We start from the raw sequence: 24,189 nt of genomic DNA on the forward strand, positions 1-24,189 counted from the left end.
TTTGAAATGTTTCTATTTTTCGACCTTTCGTATACGCCTCTCTTAGAACTCCATTTGCCCACTGCCTATATAGGTGAAACGCAAAACGGATTCCTTTCTTTCTACAAAAAAGCAACTCCTCAAGTACTCCAAAGTTTAACCAATTGGCAATTATCATCTGCCGAAAAAGAGGCTTTGGCGTTAGTAAACAATCTGCAAACCAATATTCTTTACAATAAATACGCTAAAAAAGGAGAGACTTTTGAAAAACTATTCCAAAATCCTGCCACCAAAAAGTATATCCAAGAGCAAATAGAGGAACAAACTCACAAATTGTTCTCACTTATTGCTGAAAACGAACTATTTTTAACCATCAACTATTCTCCTAAGGACGATATTTCCAAAAAAAGGCGCTTTATAACTAAAGAAATACTCGAACCTCTATTAGTTTTCGAGAAAAAAGAAGAGGGTATTGCCTACCGCTTGTATATAGAAGAAAACGGACAAAAACACTTGCCTCATCAGTGCCAAATTGAACTGCTCAACAACACTCACACGTGGATTACTCTAAACCAAAAAGTGGTGCGTATCGCTCACATCAAAGCGTCTCACTTGAGACCTTTCCTCAACAAAGAGGAGACTTTTATTCCTGAAAGAAATCTACAAGAATATTTTGACAAATTTCTTCAAAAAATTCTGCGTAATGCCCAAGTAGAAGCTATTAGCTTTGAAATTATCGAAAAAACAAATCTAAAAAACACTGAAATAGAACTTATCAACGATTTTTTTGCCAATCAGTACAAAATTGTACTTCATTTTGATTACGACGGCTACACTTTTAAAAGCAATCTAAAAAAAAGTGTACATTCTCAACTAAAAATTGACGAAAACAACCGTATTACTATCTACAAATACAAGAGAAATACCGAGGAAGAAACTCAAATGAAGCAACACCTCACCGATATAGACTTCAGTGAGGAAAGCGGTATTTTTTCACTACAAAACACCGACTCTTTTGCAGCTTATTTTCACTTGTTACACCACCAGCAAAGGCTTAGTGAACAAGGATTTACCTTTCGCCCGTTTTTGGTAGACGGAAAAGAGGTGAATATGAGTACTTCAGAGCTTATTTATAGCAATACCAGCACCCAAAACGACTGGTTTGACCTTTCTATTGAGGTAAAACAAGGTGAAAACAGCTTCCATTTTAAGGATTTAATCAGTAATATCAAGGAAAATAATCCTATTTACACACTTCCTAACGGAAAAATCTTTATTATTCCGCAAGAATGGTTTAGTAAATTCAGCAGTATAGCCAAACACAGCAAGCAACAAGGCGGAAAACTGCAATTAGCAAAGAATAATTATGCTCTTTTAGAGGCTATTCCTGAACTCAAACCGCAAAATATCGTCGAAAAGGTAACCTATACCCCCTCCCCTAACCTACGCGCAACTTTGCGACCCTACCAAGTGGAAGGCGTAGAATGGCTTTTGCAGCACTATCACAACGGGGTAGGTGCTTGTTTAGCCGATGATATGGGATTGGGTAAAACCTTGCAAACCATAGCTTTATTAGTTGCCATTCACGATACTCTCCCTTTAAAAGAAAACAACTTCACCGATCTTTTTTCAGCTACCGAGCCTCAAAAAGAAGCTCTAAAAGTATTAGTAATATTGCCCTCGTCTTTGCTCTTCAATTGGTACGACGAGACCAAACGTTTTGCCCCTCATTTCAAATGCACCCAATACATAGGCAGTAGCAGTGAACGCAAAACAAAAGTACGCCGGCTTACCAATTACGATGTGGTATTCACCTCCTACCCCATTGTGGAACGCGACGGCAAAGAACTCGAAAAACTCGAATTTAGGTATATCATTTTAGATGAGAGTCAGCGTATTAAAAACAAGAATTCCAAGACTTTTAAAGCAATCAATGCCTTAAAAGCTGAGCATCGCATCGCTCTCAGTGGTACGCCTATAGAGAACGCTCTCAGCGATTTATGGGCGCAAATGCAGTTTATCAATCCCAATCAATTAGGGAGTTATCCTTTCTTCTACAAACATTACGAGGTAGAAATCAGCAAGAAAAAGAATCCACAAGCCTTAGAAGAACTCAAAACTTTGGTAGGCAAGCACATTTTGCGCCGTACTAAAGAACAAGTACTCAGCGATTTACCCGATATAGAAGAACAACTCGCCTACTGCCCGATGAGTGAAGCCCAAGCCCAATGGTACGAGAGAGAAAAATCTAAAGTGCGCAACCAGCTATTGGAAGCCTCAGAACCTATCAGCGAGTTCAATGCCCTGCAAATGCTCACCAAATTGCGACAGATAAGCAACCACCCTGTATTGGCTGATGCCGAAAGCACTATCCCTTCAGGCAAGTATCAAGAGGTAATTAGCTATATGGAAACTCTCTACACTGCACAGCACAAAGCTCTTATATTCAGTAGTTTTGTAAAACATTTAGAACTCTTTGAAGCGTGGTGCAAAACCCATAAAATAAAGTACAGCAAACTCACGGGAGCTACCGCTACTCACGAACGAAAAAGCCAAGTAGAAGCTTTTCAAAACCAAGAAGATGTGAGTTTCTTTTTCATCTCACTCAAAGCTGGTGAAGTAGGGCTCAACCTCACCAAAGCCTCGTATGTATTGCTATTAGACCCCTGGTGGAATCCATTTTCTGAACGCCAAGCCATTGCACGCGCCCACCGCATAGGACAAGAAAACAAAGTGAACGTCATCCGATTTGTAAGCAAGGATAGTATAGAAGAAAAAATCATCAAACTACAAGAAAACAAAACTGAACTATTTGAAAATGTAATAGATGAAAATCATATCGTTAGAGATATTATCTCCCAAATGGATAGCCTATTGGAATAATTTTTGTAATTTGTTCATTGTTAATTCTCAATATTTTTTTACCTTTGCGCATTATGAAGATTAAACTATTTCAATTACAGAAGAATAAACGTTTCAACTATACCCCTCGTTACTACGAAGGAAAGGAACAAGGCAACGCTTTTGAAATGGGGTCACGTATCCGCAGAGACCGCGAAACAGTAACCAACCATTTCACTGAAGAATGGCGCGCTATCCGCAATGAGAGTAGAAACAAAAAAAATGCAGGAGTAAATAAAACCTTTTGGATTATACTAGCTATACTCATACTCATTACGCTCTATTTCCTTGATTTCGACCTATCTATATTCAAACGTAACTGATGAAAAAAACAATACTGATAAGTTTAATAGTCGTACTTGTAGTAGCAGGTATAGGCTATTTCCTCAAACAACGCCAAGAAGAGCAACAAGCTGCCCAAAAAGTATATACTGAAGTAAAAAAAGGCTTACTGATGATTTTAGAAAAGTACAACAAAGGTGTTGAAAAAGTAGAATTCCTCCAGCAATATGAGGAAGCAAAACACAAAATTATAAAAAGAGAACATAAATAACAATCTTATGAAAATAAAAAACCTATTTGTTTTATCTGTAGCCTTAGTATCAATGAACATAAGTGCCCAAACTGCTTTCGAGAGTTTGGAAGCCAATAAAAATATCACTACGGTAGTGGTATCCCAAAAAATGTTTCAGATGCTCTCTAAAATAGATAGTAAAGACGCTGACGCTAAAGAATTTATGGAAGTAGCCAACAAACTCAAAGGAATGAAAATCTTCACTACCGAGAATACTACAGCGGCTGCTCAAATGAAAACTGAAGCCTTAGCCTATGTAAAAACCGCAGCATTATCAGAATTAATGCGTGTGAAAGACAAAGCTCAAAACGTAAAATTCTACACTAAAGGAGGAAAAGATGCGAATAATGTAGCTGAACTCCTAATGTTAGTAGAACCTACAGAAAACTCTAAACAAACTGTTGTTCTATCACTTACAGGTGATATTAACCTAAACAAGATAGGCGTATTAACCAAAAATATGAACCTCCCTCAAGAGGTGAAAGATTTAAAGTAGCACAAAATGGGAAGATATGAATTAAAATTACCCTCAATGGGCGAAAGTGTAGCTGAAGCTACTATCACCAATTGGCTTAAAGAAGTAGGCGACCCTATTGAAGCCGAAGAAACTATTGCAGAAGTAGCTACCGATAAGGTAGACACCGAAGTGCCTTGTGATGTATCGGGCATCGTAACCAAAATTCTCTTCAAAGTAGATGAAGTAGTGAAAGTAGGCGAAGTAATGGCTATCATAGAAACCGATGGCAAAACCGATAACAAAACCAATGAACCCTTGGCTAAAGCCGAAACTCCTCAACAATCGGCTGAGAGCTTAATGCAGAACATTACTGAAATCAAAGAAACGATTGCTGCCCCTATTGATTTTAGCAGTAGCGAACGCTTTTATTCCCCTTTGGTGAAAAACATCGCTAAGAAAGAAGGTATCAGCCTTGATGAACTAAACCACATACAAGGCACTGGCATGAACAACCGCGTTACTAAGGACGATATTTTAAACTATTTAACTTATAGAAATCAAAAAACTATTACAAACTCCTCTCCTACCCTTACAACACCTACCTCTTCTTTTGTACAAGGAGACGAGCGTATAGAGATGAGCCGTATGGGCAAACTCATCGCTGAACATATGACGATGAGCAAACAAACCTCAGCACACGTACAAAGCTTTACCGAAGTAGATGTTACTCGTATATGGCAATGGCGCAATAAAGTAAAGAAAGCCTTTGAGGCACATGAAGGCGAAAAATTTACCTTTACTCCTATCTTTATGGAAGCTGTAGCTAAAGCCTTGGTAGATTTCCCTATGATGAATATTTCGGTAGAGGGCAATACAATTATTAAGAAAAAACACATCAATATAGGTATGGCAACAGCTCTACCCGATGGCAACCTCATTGTACCGGTAATCAAAAATGCTGATGCTCTCAACTTGCGCGGAATGGCAAAAATTGTAAATGATCTCGCTGTACGCGCACGTGCAGGTCAGCTTAAACCTGATGAAGTAAAAGACGGCACTTATACAGTTACTAATATAGGTTCTTTTGGCAATGTTTTTGGCACTCCTATTATCAATCAGCCACAAGTAGGTATTTTGGCTATAGGAGCTATTCGCAAAGTACCTTCTGTAATAGAAACCCCTGAAGGTGATGTGATAGGTATCCGTTACAAAATGATGCTCTCTCATAGTTACGACCACCGTGTAGTGAATGGAGCCTTAGGAGGAATGTTTGTACAACGTGTTGCCGAATATCTCGAAAAATGGGATATAAATAGAAGTCTTTAACATTTTAAACTATAACAGTAAAAAAATCTGAAAGTTCATAATGAACTTTCAGATTTTTTCTTTTTAAGGATATTAAATTTTTAGTCTACATTATCATGTAAGAAAGAATTATTACGTCTTATCTGCATTTCTCCAGCACTATCTTTACCTACTGTTGTACGAGACTGACCTGCGTTACCAAAATTATGATTATAGGTTTTTAGGTTAGATGAACGCTTGTTAAGCACATCTGAGATGGGAGCATCTATAGGACTAAGTTTTTGTTCATCATCAAACATGCTTGTTTGTACCCCTACAAAAGTGTTTGAATTATAAGATTGGGGAGTTTCATTACCTTTATCACCTACAAACTCAGGTTGACTTTTTTCTACTACAGGTTGATGAGCGTATTTTTCTTCAAACTCAACATCTCTCACATACATATCAAACATTTCTTCCTCTTTTATAGGAGATTTTGTTGTATAAGAAAACTCATAAGGTTCATCTTTCAAGGTATGAATGATAGGGGCATCAGGAGCTTTAATTTGTGGTTGTTGTTGAACTATAGTTTGTGAGTGAAAACTATCATTAAACTGAGCGGGAGCTGTTTTATCGACAATAACGAATGCGTCATCAGTTGTTACGACCTCACAATCTGTCCAGATATTGAACAAATCAGAAAGAGAGAGTTCTTTTTTTATTTCTGGAACTGCGGGAGTAGGGTAAACTGTATCATCAGGGGTGATAGAAGTTTTTACTACAGTTCCTTTTTGTTCAGTTAAATCACGAACAATAGTTTGGTTTTCTTCGAGTACATGAATTACGCGTCGGGGCTCAGCGTTTACTATTTCTTGTTGTTGTTCGGCATCAAAACCAGTAGCAATCACGATTACTGAGATTGCTTCACCTAAACTTTCGTCTACGCCTATACCATAGATAAGGTCGGCCATATCATCTCCAGCTTTTTCTTGGATAAAGTTGCTAATTTCGTTTACTTCTTTTTGGGTAGCTTTTCTATCTCCGTAAGTAATAAGGAGTAATGCATTTTTAGCTCCTAAAATTTTATTATCGTTGAGTAGAGGAGAGTTTAGCGCACCTGCTACAGCATTGAGGGCTCGGTTATCGCCTTCAGCTATAGCTGATCCCATAATAGCGGTACCTCCATTTTCTAATACAGTGCGAGCGTCACGTAAGTCGATATTTACGAGGTAGTGTTTACTAATTACCTCGGCCATACCTTTAGCTCCTTTTAGGAGGATTTCATTGGCTTTACCATATCCTTCTTCTACGGTAAGGTCGTCGTAAATTTCGCTTATTTTATTATTATTGATTACTAGGAGAGAATCTACGCAGTCGCGTAGTTTTTTTATTCCTGCCTGTGCTTGTCGGCTTCTTTTTAGGCCTTCATAGTTGAAAGGGGTAGTAACGATAGCAACAGTAAGAATTCCCATATCTTTGGCTTGTTTAGCGATTACTGGTACAGCACCAGTACCAGTACCACCTCCCATACCTGCAGTAATGAAAACCATTTGGGTATTTCCTTCTAGGGCTCGTTTGATATCTTCAATACTTTCAAGGGCAGCTTGTTCTCCAATTTCAGGGTTAGCGCCTGCGCCTAATCCTTCGGTAAGGGTAACTCCCAACTGAATACGATTAGAGATAGGGCTATACTCAAGAGCTTGAGCATCGGTATTACACACTACATAATCTACGCCTTTTATGCCTTCGTTATACATAAAATTCACGGCGTTACATCCTCCACCTCCTACACCAATAACCTTGATATAGTTACTATTGTTTTTAGGAAAGTTAAATTGATAGTTCTCTTCCATATCTAAATCATAATTATTTGTTTTATACTTTACTCGTCGTCTGTTTCTCCTATATATTTAGAGAGAAATTTATTAAGTTTTGCCAAAAAATTTTCGCTAGCTTTAGTTTTTCCCTCCTCATTATCATCTATAGGCTGTAGTTCTTCTTGATCGGTAGTAGTAATAGGATCTACTATAGTAATATTTTGATCTACAGGGGCTATTGTTTTTTCTTGGGATAGGGTATTTTCTGTATTTTTTGGGATTCCTACTTCTTGGGCTTTAAGTTCTTCTAATCGTTTTTTGAATTGTTCTTGAGCTTCATTTTCGATAGCGCTCATCACTAATCCAATAGCTGTGGCATAGATAGGGGAAGTTAGTCTATTATCAGAATTACTTGCTAAGTGTTCATCAGGGTAACCTATGCGGGTATCCATTCCGGTGATATATTCGACTAACTGTACAATGTGTTTGAGCTGGCTACCGCCACCAGTAAGCACGATGCCTGAAATAAGTTTCTTTTTAGGTTCTTCGTGTCCATAACTTTTAATTACGTTGAACACCAAGTTTATAATTTCGCTTACGCGAGCGTGGATAATTTTAGAGAGGTTTTTAAGGGATATTTCACGAGGTTCTTTACCTCTAATTCCTGGTATAGAAACGATTTCGTTATCTCGGTTTTCGCCAGGCCAAGCAGATCCATATTGTACTTTGAGCATTTCGGCTTGTCGTGCTAATATTCCACAGCCTTCTTTGATATCTTCGGTAATAACATTTCCGCCTAAGGGCACCACTGCTGTATGGCGAATTATACCATCTTTAAAGATAGCTACATCAGTAGTACCACCTCCTATATCTACTAAGACTACTCCTGCTTCTTTTTCTTCATCACTAAGTACGGCACTTGCTGAAGCAATAGGTTCTAAGGTAAGGGCTTTAGGTTTCAAATGAGCCATCATTACAGAGCGTGAAATAGCCCCTATAGCACTACCTTGTCCTATTACTAAATGGAAAGCAGCGTCTAAACGAGAGCCCATCATACCAATAGGTTCTTTCACATCATTGTTGTCTACTTTATAGTCTTGAGGTAAAGCGTGAATAATTTCTTGTCCTGGAGATAATGAGATAGAATTAACTCGTTCTTTCAAACGTTCTAAGTCTTCAAAATCTATAAGTTTATTAGGATCTTCACGTAGAAGGTAGTCGGAATGGGAGCTACTGATGATATTTTGTCCTGCAATACCAGCTACTACATTTTCAATTTCTAAACCAGTTTTCTCTTTTGCGTCTTGGACAGCATCCATTATGGATCGAGAAGTTTGGGCGATATTTGTTACTACCCCCTTGTTTATTCCTTCACTTTTTGCTTGCCCATATCCTAAAATCTGAATTTTACCATATTCGTTTTTAACCCCTACCATAGCTACAATCTTGGTAGTGCCGATATCCAAACCTATGTAATAGTTCTTATACTTCATTTTTTCACATAAAACAATCTCACTTTTTTATAAGATTGATATTTTTTGTTTGTTTTATTATTATATATCTTAAAGAATTTGTTTATCCAAAACTATAGTCTTGCAGGTAGCAAAGATAAACAAAAAAAGCAATTAATTTAGTAGTTTTTTATCAATAAGTTATCAACAATCTTACAAACAACTGACAATCAACAATAAAAATATTTAAAAAAAACTGTTAATAACTTTTTATTCTCTATTTCGAGAGTCGTTTGCGGGCTTTTTCCAAATCTTCGGGGGTATCAATACCTATAGTAGGGATATTAGTAAGCGCTAAACGTATTTTAAAACCATTTTCTAAATAGCGGAGTTGTTCTAATTTTTCAGTTTCTTCTAACAAAGAAGGGGGCAACTGAGTAAACTGTTGCAAAGCATCTTTACGATAGGCATATATACCGATATGTTTATAATAAGGAACGGCTATATTTGGGTCTCTAGGGAAAGGGATTACGCTTCTTGAGAAGTAAAGAGCTTCATTAAATTTATTTACTACCACTTTCACATTGTTAGGGTTAGCAATATCTTCGGGGTTAGTAATGCATTCCATCAAACTAGCTACTGCTATATTTTGCTGAGAATCATTAGCAAAAATATCTATTATTTTTTGTAGGTTCTCTACATCGGTAAAAGGCTCATCTCCTTGTACATTTACGATGATATCAACCTCTAAATCCTTCGATGCTTCAGCTAAACGATCGCTACCACTATTGTGCTCTTTCTGGCTGCGAATTACCTTACCTCCTACCTCGTGAATAGCTTTTTCGATGCGGTCGTCATCAGTTACGACATATACTTGGTCAAACAAGTTTGTATCAGCTACACGCTGATAAGTATGTACAATCACGGGTTTGCCACAGAGGTCTTGCATCAGTTTGGCAGGGAAACGAGTTGCTCCATAACGGGCAGGTATCATTGCAATTATTTTCATATTTCTATCTTGATAATAAGTATATTACTATAATTTGCAAAAGTATATTTAGTGGGAGTACCCAAGCTAAAAATTTAGCTTTGCGACGCATCTCTATGCTGTTTTGTATATATTGTTTTACACGTGCTACCAATCTATCACTGCGCTTCTCATAGGTATCAAGCAGAGGAGTACGATAAATTTCGGCTACGAAACCTACTACGGGTACTTGAGAGAGTAATAGCCACAATACTTTTTGAAATACTGGAGGTATTTTAGGGATAAATGTATTAAAAACTCCCTTTACTTGATCTACAGTTACTATTTTTTCAGTGCTTTTTTCGGCTTTATCTACAATAGCAGCGCACATTTTACGAATAAAAGGTTCAAACTGATTGAACACGTACAGTACATAATCTAATTGTAACAAAGAAGCCATACGTTTTACAGCCAAAAATACAAAGAGGGCTCCTATAAGTAAGATAATAGCTAAATAAACTAATTGTATATATTCAAACTTAGCTGAAAAAGCGAGTATACAGCCCCCTATTATAAGAAACAAAAAATTCAATAGGAATAGTACTACTATACTTCCTGAAGATTTCATTCCAGAGGTTACCCCTAAAAGGGTCATTTCTTTGAGTTTTTCAAAATAGGTAGTAGCCCCTTGTAGTTTTTTAAGACCAGGAGTAAGTTCAAAAGTAGTGTCGATGTTTTTGATATTATCGTTCATTGTGTTATGTTTTAAAAATGGTATAAAAGGGACTATCTTCCTTGTGAGTTAGACAGTCCCTTTTATTAATACATTCATTTTTGAGTTGCTTATTCTGCCACTTGGGGTTTCATTTGGAAATCCTCCATAAACTTAGTGGTATAGTTACCAGCTAAGTAATCGGGGTCGTCCATTAGTTGCAAGTGGAATGGAATAGTGGTTTTCACACCTTCTACCACAAACTCATCTAAGGCGCGTTTCATTTTGGCAATCGCTTCCTCACGGGTTTGTGCTGTAGTGATAAGCTTGGCTATCATTGAATCGTAGTTAGGTGGAATTACGTAACCACTATACACATGGGTATCGAGGCGCACTCCGTGACCTCCTGGTGCGTGCAAGGTAGTAATCTTACCTGGTGATGGACGGAAATCGTTATAAGGGTCTTCGGCATTGATACGGCACTCAATAGCGTGCAACTTAGGCGTATAGTTCTTGCCTGAAATAGGCACACCTGCCGCTACTAATATTTGTTCGCGAATAAGGTCGTAATCAATTACTTGTTCGGTAATAGGGTGCTCTACTTGTATACGAGTGTTCATCTCCATAAAGTAGAAATTACGGTCTTTATCTACCAAGAATTCTACTGTTCCTGCTCCTTCGTATTTAATGAACTCAGCAGCTTTTACAGCAGCTTCCCCCATACGTTTGCGAAGATCATCGGTCATAAATGGCGATGGCGTTTCTTCAGTAAGTTTTTGGTGACGGCGCTGGATAGAGCAATCGCGTTCAGAAAGGTGGCAAGCCTTACCATATTGGTCGCCCACGATTTGAATTTCGATATGGCGAGGGTCTACGATAAGTTTTTCCATATACATAGCATCGTTACCAAAGGCAGCTCCTGCTTCTTGCATTGCGCTATTGAGGGCTTTTTCGAGGTCTTCCTCTTTCCATACATCGCGCATACCGCGACCACCTCCACCGGCAGTAGCTTTTAGCATCACAGGATAACCGATTTCTGCGGCTATTTTTTTAGCGTGTTCTAATGATTCTACAAGTCCGTCGGAACCAGGTACCGTAGGCACCCCAGCAGCTTTCATAGTAGCTTTGGCAGATGCTTTATCCCCCATTTTTTCAATCATTTCGGGTGATGCACCTATAAATTTAATGCCGTGTTCTGCACAAATCTTAGAGAATTTAGCATTTTCCGAAAGGAAGCCATAACCAGGGTGTATGGCATCGGCATTAGTAATTTCGGCAGCGGCAATAATATTAGGTATTTTTAAGTATGAATCTTTGCTTGGTGGAGGGCCTATACACACGGCTTCATCGGCGAAGCGTACGTGCAAGCTATCGGCATCGGCAGTAGAATACACGGCTACCGATTTGATACCCATTTCGCGACACGTACGTATGACGCGCAAGGCAATTTCTCCACGGTTGGCAATTAATATTTTTTTAAACATAGTTGTTTGGTTTAGGATGGATCCACTAAATACAAAGGTTGGTCAAACTCTACAGGAGAAGAGTCATCAACCAATATTTTAACAATCTTACCAGAAACTTCTGATTCTATTTCGTTGAAGAGTTTCATTGCCTCGATAATGCAAATCACGCTACCTTTTGATATGGTAGATCCTACTTCTACGAATAAAGGTTTGTCTGGACCGGGACGACGATAAAAAGTACCAATCATCGGCGATTTGATAGTAATATATTTGCTATCGTCATCGGCAGGTGTTGCAGGTTTGCTATCGGCAGGTTCAGCTGCAGGGAACTGTTGTACAGGTATTGACTGTTGCAAAGGCAACTGAGGTAGTTGTTGTGCTATAGGCAATTGTTGTACAAACACTTGCTCTTTGCCACTTTCATCAGGGTTTGTTTTAATGGTAATTTTCACATCTTCCATTTCCAATTTCACTTCGCTTGCCCCTGACTTGGCAACAAACTTAATTAAATTTTGAATGTCTCTTAAATCCATACGTATATTGTATTTTTCTCTATGGTTGTTCTTTATTTGTGATAAAGGGCTCCATCATAAGCCCATTTGAGGTAAACAGCTCCCCAAGTGAATCCACCTCCAAAGGCAGCTAATACTATATTATCGCCTTTTTTGAGTTGTTTTTCGTAATCATTAAGGGCTAAGATGATGGTTGCTGAAGTAGTATTGCCATACTTGTGGATATTGAGCATTACTTTTTCGGCAGGTAAGCCCATACGATCGGCAGTGGCATCAATAATGCGTTTGTTAGCTTGGTGAGGGGTGAGCCATTGTACATCGTTTGAAGTTAAGCCATTGCGTTTGATGAGTTCTTCGGCTATATCGGCCATTCCAGTAACGGCGTATTTGAAGACGGTTTTACCATCTTGGAAGACAAAATGCTCTTTGTTAGCTACTGTTTCGGCAGTAGTAGGGCAAAGTGATCCTCCTGCTTTTATATATAGGTAATTACGTCCTATACCATCACTTCTCAACAATTCGTCTTGCACACCTAAACCTTCATAGTTAGGTTCAAAGAGTGCAGCTCCTCCACCATCGCCAAAGATGATGCAGGTAGCGCGGTCGGTATAATCGATGATAGATGACATTTTATCGGCACCTACCAAGAGAACTTTTTTATAACGACCTGACTCTATGTATTTAGCAGCTACCGAAACGCCGAACAAGAAACTTGAGCAAGCTGCTTGCAAATCGAATGAAAAAGCATTTACAGCACCTATTTGTGAAGCTACATAAGGAGCTGTTAGAGCTACAGGCATATCGGGGGTAGCAGTTGCTAAAATAACTAAATCTATTTCTTTAGGGTCGAGACCTTTTTTGCGAATTAGGTCTTTAGCGGCTTCAATTCCTAAAAATGAAGAACCTTTATTAGGGTCTTTGAGTATGCGTCTTTCTTTGATGCCTGTACGGGTGTAAATCCACTCGTCGTTAGTATCTACCATTTTTTCTAACATTTCATTGGTTAGAACATCTTCAGGTACATAACCTCCGACAGCTGTAATGGCAGCGGTTATTTTCTCCATTGTATTAAATTTTGGGCAAAAGTACATAATTATTTTTATTTAACAGCAAAAAGGAGTAGATTTTTTATTCAAAGTTCATTATTTTGCATTGAAGATAGAAAGGTGTTTTTCCATTTCTTTGAGGTCAGAAACACTCTCTTCTTCGGTTTCTACCAATACTTTCATCAGTTTGACTGCTTTTTGCTGAATAGACAAAGCCGTAACTTTATCACCTTGAGTATAAAGCAAACAAGCCAGAGTATCAAGCATAAAAGGGTTCTCTGGGACTAAGTCTGCTGCTATTTTTGCCCATTCCATAGCTTGGGTTACTTTAGAAACATCGGTATTTTCTTCTTCAAAAACTTTCCACGCTATATTATTGGCTACTAAAGCAAATTGATATTTGTAACGTTTCCAATCGCTATTCTCTTTTTGCTGTTCAAAACGCTTGTCTAAGGCAGCAAGCACACTTCCGCCTCCCTCAGATTTTAGTGTATTGAAATAGGTAGCAAAGAAAGCTGTAAGTTCATTAGGAGTGAACTTTTTATAGAAATCTACTAAGTGATTAAGAGAGAGCAATTGTTGTTTTTCAGCTGCTAAAAGCGTGCGTTGCAAATCTTTAAAAGGCACAACTTTATTGGTTGCTAAATCTTTAATCGTGCGATAGAGGGAGGTAGTGTATACATCTATTTTTTCATCTTTTACAGCAGAGTAATTTTCTACCAAATAGCAAATTGCTTTATAATCGGTAAGGGTTAATGGATTGGGAGTGTTGAATATTTTATGTGAGAGAGAAACTGCTCCAAAGTTGCGCGCCAACAAACTGTAATAAGATTGATTTAGAGGTTTCTTTTCGTTGTAGTGAGCTACTAAACGCTCCCACTGAGTAGCGAGTTGTGCAGGGGTAAGTTGCAAATGGTAGATGCGTTCAGGTTGTAAACCTAAAAAGTAATCCGTTTGATCTTCTTCATCCGTTTCGGCAACTTTAGGGAGCAAATAGTACAAATTCACTTTGTAATTAACTTGAAACACTTCATTCATCACTTGTAGCACTTCGGCGATGGGTGCTTGTGGATTGGTGAGTGTTTTATCCACTTTGCGTGCTAAAACTATAGCCTGATACACCTCGGCATCCATAGCATTATTGAAATATTCAGCCTCAGGGTCTATCGGTTGTGAATAGACAATAGTTTCGTTCTCACCTACTACTATCAGCTGGGGAGTTGTGGTAGAGAATCCGTGTTTTTTCAGCCATTTATGGTCTTTACGACTCGCTATATAATAAACATAAGGCAGAGTGATTTGAGGCGTTTCTTCGCTATCATCATCCTCTTCCCAATCTTTGCTATATTTATCGGTGAGATAATTCACTAATTTCTCATTCCAACCCTCAGTAGCCGTGAGTATCACCAAGAGTTGTTGTTCTTTTTTAGCTTTCTGTAAGGCTTCTTTTAGAGTCTTTTCCGGAGTAATTGTTAATTCGGCAGAGGCTTTGTGAAGTTGCTGTTGCCAATTAGGCAAAGGGTTGATACTCACTAAAGGAAACTGAGGAGAGGTGGCTTTATTTTTCTTCTTAAATAGGGCTATGGAATCTATATGTTCATCGGCGACTATCAAACTTTGGGTAGGAGCATCATATACAAAATTAACCTCTTCTAACATATTGTGAGGATGAGATAGATAATTTATTTTCAGTGCATTGGTTTGTTTTCCTATAGCAAACTTTTCTACTTTCACTTTAGCATTGCTCTGATGTTCCGTAAACTGTTGTATATATTCAGCCATTTGGGTGTCTACCAAATAGAGATATTCGGTGCGAGGAATAGTTACTCGTAAGGCTTCAGAATATTTTACTGGGTGTAAAGCAGTTAGAGCAGTATAGGTCACTTCACCTTTAGCATTTTCATAACCCACATAGATATAGTTTTCCAATTCATTAGCTATATAAAATGTAAGTTCTAATTGGGATGATTTTCCCTCTTCTTTATGAAGTGCAAATGAAGGGTTAGGTGCCGATGTGAAGGTAATTTTATCACCTTCAATGGAATAATTTCCTGAGAAGAGCGTAAGATTATAGGTATTGTCGCTATTGAGATGCAACTCACCTGCATTCTGTAAACTAAATTTGTAAACTCCTTGTATATCTTTGTTTTGTGCCAAAACACTCAAAGAGCAGAACAGTAATGGAAGTATATATTTCATAATTTGGTGCAAGCCACACGGGCTTGTTTTTATCAATTTACTAATTTTTTTCTTTTAACATTGGTACGAATTGAAAAGTACCATAATCAGTTTTGTGAAATTCTTTTTCTGAAATGCGTTCGTAGAGTGTCATTGTTTGAGTATCATTGCCTATAGGAATTACCAATCGACCTCCAATGGCTAATTGTGAGAGGAGCGCATTGGGCACATAAGGTGCTCCCGCAGTTACTAAAATACGATCGAAGGGTGCATCGTTAGGCAAACCTTTGTAACCATCGCCAAAATACATACGCACTGGTTTATTGATGAGCTTAGGCAACAGCATTTGGGCTTGCTTGAAGAGTTTTTGTTGGCGCTCAATTGTGTAGAGTTTTACATTTAAATACAAGAGCACACTAGACTGATAACCACTACCTGTACCTATTTCTAATACTTTTTGATGTGGAGCTACTTGTAGTAATTCGGTTTGGAAAGCTACAGTATAGGGTTGAGAGATGGTTTGGTCTTCACCTATTGGGAAGGCTTTATCTTGATAGGCGTGATCTTCAAAACTGCTATCCATAAACAAATGGCGAGGGATAGCGCGAATAGCAGCTAACACTCGTTCATCTTTAATTCCTTTTTCTTTGAGTAAATCAGCTAATTGATTGCGTAATCCTTGATGTTTTAATGTATCTTTAAGCGGTAGCATAGTCTTATTTTGGGCACAAAATTCTATCTTTTTTTGAAGAAAAAAAACATTTTTGTTATTTTTTAGTAAAAAAAATGGTTTTATTAAAAAAACTTTCTACTTTTGTAGCGAAAAAAACTAAATTAGCAAGAGATGAAACGTTTCAACAAACTGCACTTCATCACGTTTTTTCTTCTGGCTACTGCTTGTAGAGTGAGTGAAAACTCATCAGAAACCTCTCAAGTAGTGAATATAGAAGGCAAGTATGAAGTAAAACTACCTAACTCTCTTACTAACCAAAATAACCTCTACGAGCAAGCATCTCTACAATACGGAGATCGTAAAACTGATTTCTTTGTAGCAGTTATTGACGAAAACCGAGAGGAACTTAACGATGTACTTTATGAGGTTTTAAAAGATTCCCTAAAAATTCGTAGCAAAAAAGGTTTTGCTAAAAAGTTTAAGCTCAAAAATTATTTTGAGATTTGCAAGAAAGGTTGGGCTGATGCTAATATGATGCGCCCTACTGCCAAGCAAATCACCGAGACCACCATTAACAAGTATCCTGCTATTGTAGTAGAAACTACAGAAGAAGTGAATGGTATGGGAGTGTTTTATGTGGTAGCAATTATCCAAACAAAGAAAACGTACTACCAAATTTTCACATGGACATTAGCTAACAAGAAGGAAAAGCACTACAAGCAAATGAAGGAAATTATCAATTCTTTTAAAGAATTATAAGTGTAAGAGGGGGCGTTTTGCAAAACGCCCCTATTCTTTTCTTGGAGGGCGTTTGCTATCTATATTAGGGCGATAGTATTTACCATCTATTTTTACTTCGTTGTCACGCTGTGGGTAACCAAAGAAAGCATCTATTTTTCGTACTTCAGTAACTTGAGCATCATACTCATTACCTTCTTTATCTACAAATAATATAGTATCACCGTCATAAACTAAAATGTAATTGCTCCATAAAGTTAATTTCTCTATATCTGTATAGCAAGCAGGTATAAATCTACTTTCATCTTCTTTGCCTTTATAATATTTGAAATATCCTTTTTTATCGCCTAAGTACAAGTTGAAGTTAGAGCCTGATCTATCAATTACATCATAAATAATGGGCAAGACTGTGTTTCCTTGCTCATCTAAAAAGCCCCAATGCTTATCTTTTTGCACTAAAAATAATTTAGGAGTAGTGTAATTCTCTTTTTCTAACACCTTATATTCAATAGGAATCACAATTTTTCCGTCATTATCAATCGTTCCCCATAGTGAATCCTTTTTTACTCTGGCGACTCCTTTATCAAAAATATCAATGTGATCATAACTAGCAGGGACGATGATTTTCCCTTGACGTTTAAGTCCAAATTTACCATTTTCTATATAAGGAATAGCTATTTGAATATCTTCTTCATTTTTATATGTATTGAGCGATGAATATCCTGCTCCACCTGCACAAAAGAAGAACAGACAGCCCCCACTACTACTATAAGTATCCACACGCATATCGTTTTCAATATTAGGATATATCAACACCTTGTAAACTGAGGAATAGAAATATACAGGAAAGAAAGGCAGCAATCTACGCGATACAAACTTCCAGCCGTCTTTTTTAAGTTTTCCTTTGATACTTTTAGTTTCTGTAAGTACTTTTCCTTCTTTAAAAATCTCATAATTCACGTGGAGCGAATCACCCTTAAACTGCAGTTTGAAACGCATTGGAATCCCCTCTTTATCTAAATAACTATAAGGCAAAAAGGTGAAACAATTGCCTTTACTACCATTTGTTTCATAAGAATAAGCGTAATAAGTGCGATTGTTTAGCGCGGACATATCCATCTTAGAGCTACTACAAGCTACTATTAAGAGAAAGGGAATAAGGCAAAAGAGTTTTTTCATTTTTCTTGAATATTTATAGGTTTTTCAGATCGCATTGCGGGACGTTTAGTCTCTAAGTTAGGTTTATAAAAACTATTATCAATCTTTACTATGCATTCCTTTCCCAACTTTTCCCCCATAAAAGTTTCCCACTTGCTTAGATGAACTATTTGCAAATCATATTCATTACCTTTGTGATCTATGAAAAGAGGTGTTAGTCCATCGTATACTAATATATGATCTGAATTAAGAGTGCGCATTTCTATTTTGCTATATACAGCGGGAATAAATAAATAAGGCATTTGAGATGGGGAATTAGTATTGTAAGTAAAATACCCTACTTTATTACCTATCCCTAAAATGTAACTTCTCTCATTAGATTGTTTTTCTATATAACTATAAATAAGAGGCAATATAGGTACTCCTGAAGGTTCTAAAAATCCGTATCGCCTTTCTTTTTGTGCTATAAACAAAGGGTGACTATCTACTGATTTGTCATACTGCAAAGCATCGTATTCTAAAGGAATGATCATCTGACCATTTTTATCAATGGTACCCCATTTCCCTTCTCGTTCTACAATAAAAAAACCATCAGTATAGGCACTGATATAATCATATTGAGGAGGTATAAGCAACTTTCCTCCCTTGTTGATACCATATTTACCATTTTCAAAAAAAGGAATCATCAGCTCTTCATCATTGATACGCTTGTAAATATGCTTTAATTTATAGGAATAACCAGATCCTAATACAGCTAATACAGCTCCCTCTCTATCTATATAAGTATCTACTCTCAAATTCCCTTCTTCAGTAGGGCGCAAACGCAGTCGGTGAATATAAATTCTCATATAAATAGGAAAATAAGGCACTATTTCACGAGCGGCATAATAGCGCCAAAAACGCCTTTTTTGTTTGCCTTTAAAACCTCTTACTATAGGAATAGTTGAGCCATTAGCAATTGAGTAGTAAGTTACAAACAAAGAATCTTTTTTAAAATGCAACCGAAAACTATTCACTACTGCCTTTTGCTGTTGGTATTCCAAAGGTACAAAAGGAAATTTGCGTTCATTATCTTCTTCCTTTTCTTTAGAAAAAGCATAAAAAGACACATCATTTAGCACAGTCATATCTACTGTTTTACAAGCGATAAATAAAAAACATAATATAAGGGGAAGAAATGTTTTCATCGTGAAAAATGAAGAGTGAAAAGGGAATAGGGAATAGAGGATAGTGAAAAAGTAATAAACTTTGCCAAAGGTGCGAGCCACACGGGCAGGAAAACTTTGGCAAAGTTGGATATTATAAAGAGTTATACTTTCTTTACTATAAAGTAGTTTTTCTTTCCGCGTTGTAATAGGATAAATTTACCATCTACAAGGTCTTTTTCAGCTATTTGGTAGTCTTCACCTACTTTTTCTTTGTTCACTGAAATAGAATTTTCTTTCAAGGCACGACGTGCTTCGGAATTAGAACTAATAAAGCCTGTTTTTGCTGAAAGAATGGCAATCATATCAAGTCCGCTAACAATATCGGCTGCACTTACTTCGGCTTGAGGTACACCATCAAACACCTCTAAGAAAGTTTTTTCGTCTAAAGTACGCAAATCGGCAGAGGTAGAGTTACCAAAGAGGATTTGTGATGCTTTTTTAGCTTTCTCAAGTTCTTCACGTCCGTGTACTAATATGGTGAGTTCTTCAGCTAATTTGTTTTGCAATACACGCAAGTGAGGCGCCTCGGCGTGTTGCGCGATGAGACTGTTGATTTCTTCTTTGCTGAGCATTGTAAAGATTTTGATATAACGCTCAGCATCAGCATCGGAGATATTAATCCAATATTGGTAGAACTTGTAAGGCGAAGTTTTCTCGGGGTCAAGCCACACGTTACCGCCTTCACTTTTACCAAATTTAGTACCATCGGCTTTGGTAATCAGTGGACAAGTGAGGGCATACGCCTTTCCTCCTGCAATGCGACGAATGAGCTCGGTACCAGTGGTGATATTCCCCCATTGGTCTGACCCACCCATTTGTAAAGTGAGATTTTTCTCTTGATAGAGATGCAAAAAGTCATAACCTTGCAAGAGTTGGTATGAGAACTCAGTGAACGACATCCCATCAGTATTTTCATTAGGGTCGAAGCGTTTTTTTACTGAATCCTTAGCCATCATATAGTTTACGGTGATGTGCTTACCGATATCGCGAATGAATGAAAGGAATGAGAACTCTTTCATCCAATCGTAGTTATTCACGAGTTCAGCACGATTAGGTGCAGTGCTTTCAAAATCGAGAAATTTTGCTAATTGTTTTTTGATACCTGCTATATTGTGTGCTAATACTTCTTCGGTGAGCAAATTGCGTTCTACCGATTTACCTGAAGGGTCACCTATCATACCTGTTGCACCTCCTACGAGTGCATAAGGTTTATGACCGCAATTTTGGAAATGGCGCAACATCATCACGCCCACTAAATGACCGATGTGCAGCGAGTCGGCAGTAGGGTCGATTCCCACATAAGCTGCGCGTAAACCTTCCATAAGGTGTTGTTCGGTTTCTGGCATAATATCCTGAATCATACCACGCCAACGCAATTCTTCTATAAAATTCTTCATTAGTTTTATTCGTTTATGATCTATAATTTGGGCAAAGGTACGAATTAATTGAGAATTAACAAGTAAAATTACTTAGACCTCCCTACATAGCTTGTTATCACAGACTTTTACTCGAAGGAACATAAGCTACAAAAGTGAATATTTATTTAATAAAATTACCTTAACAAAGAATTTAGGTTTAAAGAAAGTTTGCTAAACTCCCTACCAATATTAAGTCACACACAACTAATTGCACACATAAAAAAATATTAACATTTATTTAAAACTTAAAAACTTTTCTTTTTCTATGAGTATTCAGCTTTTTTGTTAAAAAATATTTAAAACACCTCTTTGAAAAACCTTTATTTTTTCGATTTTGCACGTTTTTATATGAAAAACTATTTTTTTATCAAAATTCTTTTTCGATTGATTGATAAGTATTTGCAAAAACAGAAATGTTAAAATTAAAGATTATTAATAAATTTATTAGTTAAAATTTGGCAGTTCATTAAGAACTTTCTACCTTTGTCAAAAATAATTTTTTAGTAAATGAAAGTAAAAGAATTAATGTTGCTATTCGTTTTGTTGCTATTCTGCACTGCTGTAATAGCACAAACGAGAGTATCTGTTACAGGTTCTGTTACAGGTAACGATGGACTCCCCCTTCCTGGGGTGAGTGTAGTTGTCAAAGGGACAACACGTGGTGTTTCAACCGATTTTGATGGGAAGTACGAAATTCAAGTCGCCCCTAACGAAGTGCTTGAATTCAGTTCTATGGGATACGCTTCTCAACTTAGAAAGATTGAAGCAAAAAAAGGAACGTTTACTTTAAACATCGTTCTTAAAGAAGAAGCGCAACAACTTGGCGAAGTAGTAGTTACTGCGTTAGGTATCAAGCGTGAACAAAAAGCTTTAAGTTACAATGTACAACAAGTAAATGCAGAAGAACTTACCAAGGTTAAAGATGCCAACTTCATCAACTCACTCACTGGTAAAGTAGCTGGGGTAACAATTAACCGCAGTTCTTCTGGTGTGGGTGGAGCTACCAAAGTGGTAATGCGTGGTGCTAAATCTATTGAAAAAAGCAATAACGCACTCTATGTAGTAGATGGTGTGCCTATGCTTTCTACTACTTCAACTCAAGGTAGTGGTAGATTTAATTCACAAGGAACTACTGAAAGTATTGCCGATATCAACCCCGATGATATTGAAAGTATGACCGTACTTACAGGGGCTTCGGCTGCCGCACTCTATGGTTCAGCTGCTGCCAATGGAGCTATCCTTATCACCACTAAAAAAGGTAAAGAAGGTAAAATGAACATTCAGCTATCCTCAAACACAGAACTTGGTAATCCGTTTATCTTACCTGAATTCCAAAACACCTATGGTAGTGATGGTAAAGTAACTTCTTGGGGAGCTAAATTAGCTGACGATGTAAGCCGTTATGACGTAAAGGACTTCTTCAAACCAGCTATTACCCTTACCAATTCGGTAGCACTCTCTGGAGGTACTGAAAAAAATCAAACTTATTTCTCGGCAGCCTCTACCAATGCCGAAGGATTGGTTCCTAACAACCAGTACAACCGCTACAACTTTACAGTACGCAACACTACCCACTTGCTTAATGACCGCTTGCGTATTGATGCTTCAGCAAGTTACATCCTCCAAAACCACCTTAATATGATCAACCAAGGAGAATATATGAACCCATTGGTAAGTGCTTATTTGATGCCTCGTGGCTATGGTTTACAACGTGCTCGCCAATTTGAACGTTATAACCCTACCACTCATATTTACGAACAAGTATGGGGTGATTTAACTGCTGGTTCTGATGGAACTTTCAATGGTAGCTATGCAGGTGATTATAGTTTACAAAATCCTTATTGGGTAGCTTATCGTAACTTGCGCGAAAGTAAACGCGAACGCAACATGCTCTCCCTTGGCGTTACATTCGACCTTAAAAAATGGAGCCCTGTTGAAAAATGGGATATTTCAGGACGTGTACGCACCGATAACACTAACTTTACTAGCTCCGACAAACGTTATGCTTCTACTTTGTCACTATTAGACATGAGTAAAACAGGTTATTTTGGCATTGCTCGTGGTTATGAAAAACAAACTTACCTTGATGTACTTACTAACCTCAACAAAAATTTTGAATGGGAAGGCATAGGTCGTTTCTCTTTAGTAGCTAACATTGGGGCTTCTTTGCAAGACACCCGTTATGACGAATTAGGCTATAAAGGTCCTTTACGCAAAGATGGTATTCCTAACGTATTCAACGCTTTTAATATCGACCAAGGCGCTGCCAAAACTAGACCTTACCAATCTGGTTATACCGAACAAACTCAATCTATTTTTGGTAGTTTAGAAGTAGGTTACAACAGTTGGCTTTACCTTACTCTCACCGGTCGTAACGATTGGGCTTCACAATTAGCTAACTCTCCACAATCTTCTTTCTTCTATCCTTCTGTGGGACTTTCTGGGGTACTTACCGATTTACTTTCTCCTGAAACAAAAGCTAAATGGTATAACACCTTGTCTTTTGCTAAAATGCGTGTAGCCTTTAGTTCTGTGGCATCTCCTTTTGATAGAGAACTCACTACTCCTACTTTCACTTTCAATGAAGACACTAAAGTATGGAAAGCAGTTTCATATTTCCCTATTGGTGAATTGCGCCCTGAACGTACAGATTCTTACGAAGTAGGTATTGCTACTAAATGGCTCAAAGGAAATCTAACTTTTGACGCTACCATTTATCAAACAAATACCTACAACCAAACTATCAAAGCAGAAATCTCTCCTTCTACTGGTTACGATGGCATCTATTTACAAACCGGTGACGTACGCAACCGCGGACTTGAAGTAGGATTAGGTTACGACTTGAAAATCAAAGACAAATTCAGCTGGAATAGCTATTTCACTATGAGCTACAACGAGAACAAAATCATGTCGCTCGTAGAAGATTATGTCAACCCTGTAACTGGACTACGTGAAGGTCGCAATTACTTAGAAAAAGGAGGAATTGGTGGAGCTCGCTATATCCTTAAAACAGGAGGCACCTTGGGCGATGTGTATGCTACAAACGACTTCAAACGTGATTCCGATGGCAATATACTTGTTGACAGCAATGGAAAAGTAAATGTAGCAGAGTATAGTGATCGTGACCAATATGTAAAATTAGGAACCGTATTACCTAAATACAACCTAGGATGGCGCAATGATTTCAATATTGGTAATGTAGGATTTGGAGCCATGTTCGCAGGACGTATTGGAGGTGTTGCTATCTCTATGACCCAAGCTGCCTTAGACCACTATGGCGTCTCTCAAGAATCTGCCGAGGCTCGTAATGCAGGAGGCATAAACCTCAATGGTTACAAAATACCTGCACAAGGTTACTTTGAAGAACGTGGTAAAGGACGTGTAGCTCAATACTATACTTATTCAGCTACTAACTTCCGCTTACAAGAAGCTTATATTTCTTACCACTTACCTCGTAAACTTGTGAATGATAAAGTAGATATTACCCTTTCTGTTGTGGGTAGAAACCTAGCTATGCTTTACAGCAAAGCTCCTTTCGACCCCGAAGCTGTTTCATCTACTGGTAACTACGCTCAAGGTTTAGACTACTTTATGTTGCCAAGCCTTAGAAGCTATGGCTTTAGTATCAAAGCAAACTTTTAAATAAGAAG

The 24,189-nt window shown here is 37.7% G+C and carries 19 protein-coding genes; 7 read left to right on the top strand and 12 right to left on the bottom strand.

Annotation, left to right across the window (positions count from 1 at the left end):
- Positions 1–6 precede the first annotated feature (6 nt).
- From Q0162_RS04905 to Q0162_RS04925, 5 genes are read left to right on the top strand one after another with little or no spacing between them, the layout of a single operon-like run.
- On the top strand, positions 7–2,862 hold the full coding sequence (locus tag Q0162_RS04905; RefSeq protein ID WP_297889935.1) for a DEAD/DEAH box helicase: 2,856 nt from the start codon (positions 7–9) through the stop codon (positions 2,860–2,862).
- 53 nt (positions 2,863–2,915) lie between these two features.
- The gene (locus Q0162_RS04910) at positions 2,916–3,203 is read left to right on the top strand and encodes a hypothetical protein (protein WP_281638880.1); all 288 of its coding nucleotides are present in this window, start codon (positions 2,916–2,918) and stop codon (positions 3,201–3,203) included.
- On the top strand, positions 3,203–3,433 hold the full coding sequence (locus Q0162_RS04915; RefSeq protein WP_297889937.1) for a hypothetical protein: 231 nt from the start codon (positions 3,203–3,205) through the stop codon (positions 3,431–3,433). Before Q0162_RS04910 ends, Q0162_RS04915 begins: the two co-directional genes overlap by 1 nt.
- Positions 3,434–3,440: 7 nt before the next feature.
- Entirely contained in the window at positions 3,441–3,950 is a 510-nt protein-coding gene (locus Q0162_RS04920; protein ID WP_297889939.1) for a DUF4252 domain-containing protein, read from the top strand.
- A gap of 6 nt (positions 3,951–3,956) precedes the next feature.
- A complete protein-coding gene (locus tag Q0162_RS04925) occupies positions 3,957–5,237 on the top strand; it encodes a dihydrolipoamide acetyltransferase family protein (RefSeq protein WP_297889941.1) in 1,281 nt (426 codons plus the stop codon).
- Positions 5,238–5,317: 80 nt separating this feature from the next.
- On the opposite strand, the gene ftsZ is transcribed toward Q0162_RS04925, so the two are convergent.
- From ftsZ to Q0162_RS04970, 9 genes are all read right to left on the bottom strand, one after another.
- Positions 5,318–7,048, bottom strand: a complete 1,731-nt coding sequence (ftsZ, locus tag Q0162_RS04930) for a cell division protein FtsZ (RefSeq protein WP_297889943.1) — start codon at positions 7,046–7,048, stop codon at positions 5,318–5,320.
- A gap of 29 nt (positions 7,049–7,077) precedes the next feature.
- Positions 7,078–8,505: a cell division protein FtsA gene (ftsA, locus tag Q0162_RS04935; RefSeq protein ID WP_297889945.1), complete on the bottom strand. Its 1,428-nt coding sequence runs from the start codon at positions 8,503–8,505 to the stop codon at positions 7,078–7,080.
- Positions 8,506–8,740: 235 nt separating this feature from the next.
- Entirely contained in the window at positions 8,741–9,472 is a 732-nt protein-coding gene (kdsB, locus tag Q0162_RS04940) for a 3-deoxy-manno-octulosonate cytidylyltransferase (protein ID WP_297889947.1), read from the bottom strand.
- Between the two features lie 4 nt (positions 9,473–9,476).
- Positions 9,477–10,184 (bottom strand): hypothetical protein, encoded by a 708-nt coding sequence (locus Q0162_RS04945; RefSeq protein ID WP_297889949.1) that lies wholly within the window; start codon positions 10,182–10,184, stop codon positions 9,477–9,479.
- An 89-nt stretch (positions 10,185–10,273) separates the two neighbouring features.
- The gene (accC, locus tag Q0162_RS04950; RefSeq protein ID WP_009419788.1) at positions 10,274–11,626 is read right to left on the bottom strand and encodes an acetyl-CoA carboxylase biotin carboxylase subunit; all 1,353 of its coding nucleotides are present in this window, start codon (positions 11,624–11,626) and stop codon (positions 10,274–10,276) included.
- 11 nt (positions 11,627–11,637) lie between these two features.
- Positions 11,638–12,141 carry an acetyl-CoA carboxylase biotin carboxyl carrier protein gene (accB, locus tag Q0162_RS04955; RefSeq protein ID WP_297889954.1) on the bottom strand — a complete coding sequence of 168 codons (504 nt, stop codon included), beginning with the start codon at positions 12,139–12,141 and terminating at the stop codon, positions 11,638–11,640.
- Between the two features lie 32 nt (positions 12,142–12,173).
- Positions 12,174–13,184 (bottom strand): beta-ketoacyl-ACP synthase III, encoded by a 1,011-nt coding sequence (locus tag Q0162_RS04960; RefSeq protein ID WP_297889956.1) that lies wholly within the window; start codon positions 13,182–13,184, stop codon positions 12,174–12,176.
- A gap of 78 nt (positions 13,185–13,262) precedes the next feature.
- Positions 13,263–15,365, bottom strand: a complete 2,103-nt coding sequence (locus tag Q0162_RS04965) for a hypothetical protein (protein ID WP_297889958.1) — start codon at positions 15,363–15,365, stop codon at positions 13,263–13,265.
- 40 nt (positions 15,366–15,405) lie between these two features.
- A complete protein-coding gene (locus tag Q0162_RS04970; protein WP_002680772.1) occupies positions 15,406–16,056 on the bottom strand; it encodes a protein-L-isoaspartate(D-aspartate) O-methyltransferase in 651 nt (216 codons plus the stop codon).
- 132 nt (positions 16,057–16,188) lie between these two features.
- On the opposite strand from Q0162_RS04970, the gene Q0162_RS04975 reads away from it, so the two are divergent.
- Positions 16,189–16,776, top strand: a complete 588-nt coding sequence (locus tag Q0162_RS04975) for a hypothetical protein (RefSeq protein ID WP_297889961.1) — start codon at positions 16,189–16,191, stop codon at positions 16,774–16,776.
- Between the two features lie 30 nt (positions 16,777–16,806).
- On the opposite strand, the gene Q0162_RS04980 is transcribed toward Q0162_RS04975, so the two are convergent.
- The 3 genes from Q0162_RS04980 to tyrS form a co-directional block, all read right to left on the bottom strand.
- Positions 16,807–17,934 carry a WG repeat-containing protein gene (locus tag Q0162_RS04980; protein WP_297889963.1) on the bottom strand — a complete coding sequence of 376 codons (1,128 nt, stop codon included), beginning with the start codon at positions 17,932–17,934 and terminating at the stop codon, positions 16,807–16,809.
- Positions 17,931–19,100 (bottom strand): WG repeat-containing protein, encoded by a 1,170-nt coding sequence (locus Q0162_RS04985; RefSeq protein ID WP_297889964.1) that lies wholly within the window; start codon positions 19,098–19,100, stop codon positions 17,931–17,933. The genes Q0162_RS04980 and Q0162_RS04985 overlap by 4 nt, the downstream gene beginning before the upstream one ends.
- Before the next feature lie 122 nt (positions 19,101–19,222).
- Positions 19,223–20,518, bottom strand: coding sequence for a tyrosine--tRNA ligase (gene tyrS / locus Q0162_RS04990; protein WP_297889966.1), 1,296 nt, complete (start codon positions 20,516–20,518; stop codon positions 19,223–19,225).
- 528 nt (positions 20,519–21,046) lie between these two features.
- Between tyrS and Q0162_RS04995 the strand changes: the two genes are divergently transcribed.
- Positions 21,047–24,181, top strand: a complete 3,135-nt coding sequence (locus Q0162_RS04995; RefSeq protein ID WP_297889968.1) for a SusC/RagA family TonB-linked outer membrane protein — start codon at positions 21,047–21,049, stop codon at positions 24,179–24,181.
- The last annotated feature ends 8 nt before the right edge of the window (positions 24,182–24,189 follow it).

It is taken from the genome of uncultured Capnocytophaga sp., assembly GCF_937936315.1.
GTDB lineage: Bacteria > Bacteroidota > Bacteroidia > Flavobacteriales > Flavobacteriaceae > Capnocytophaga.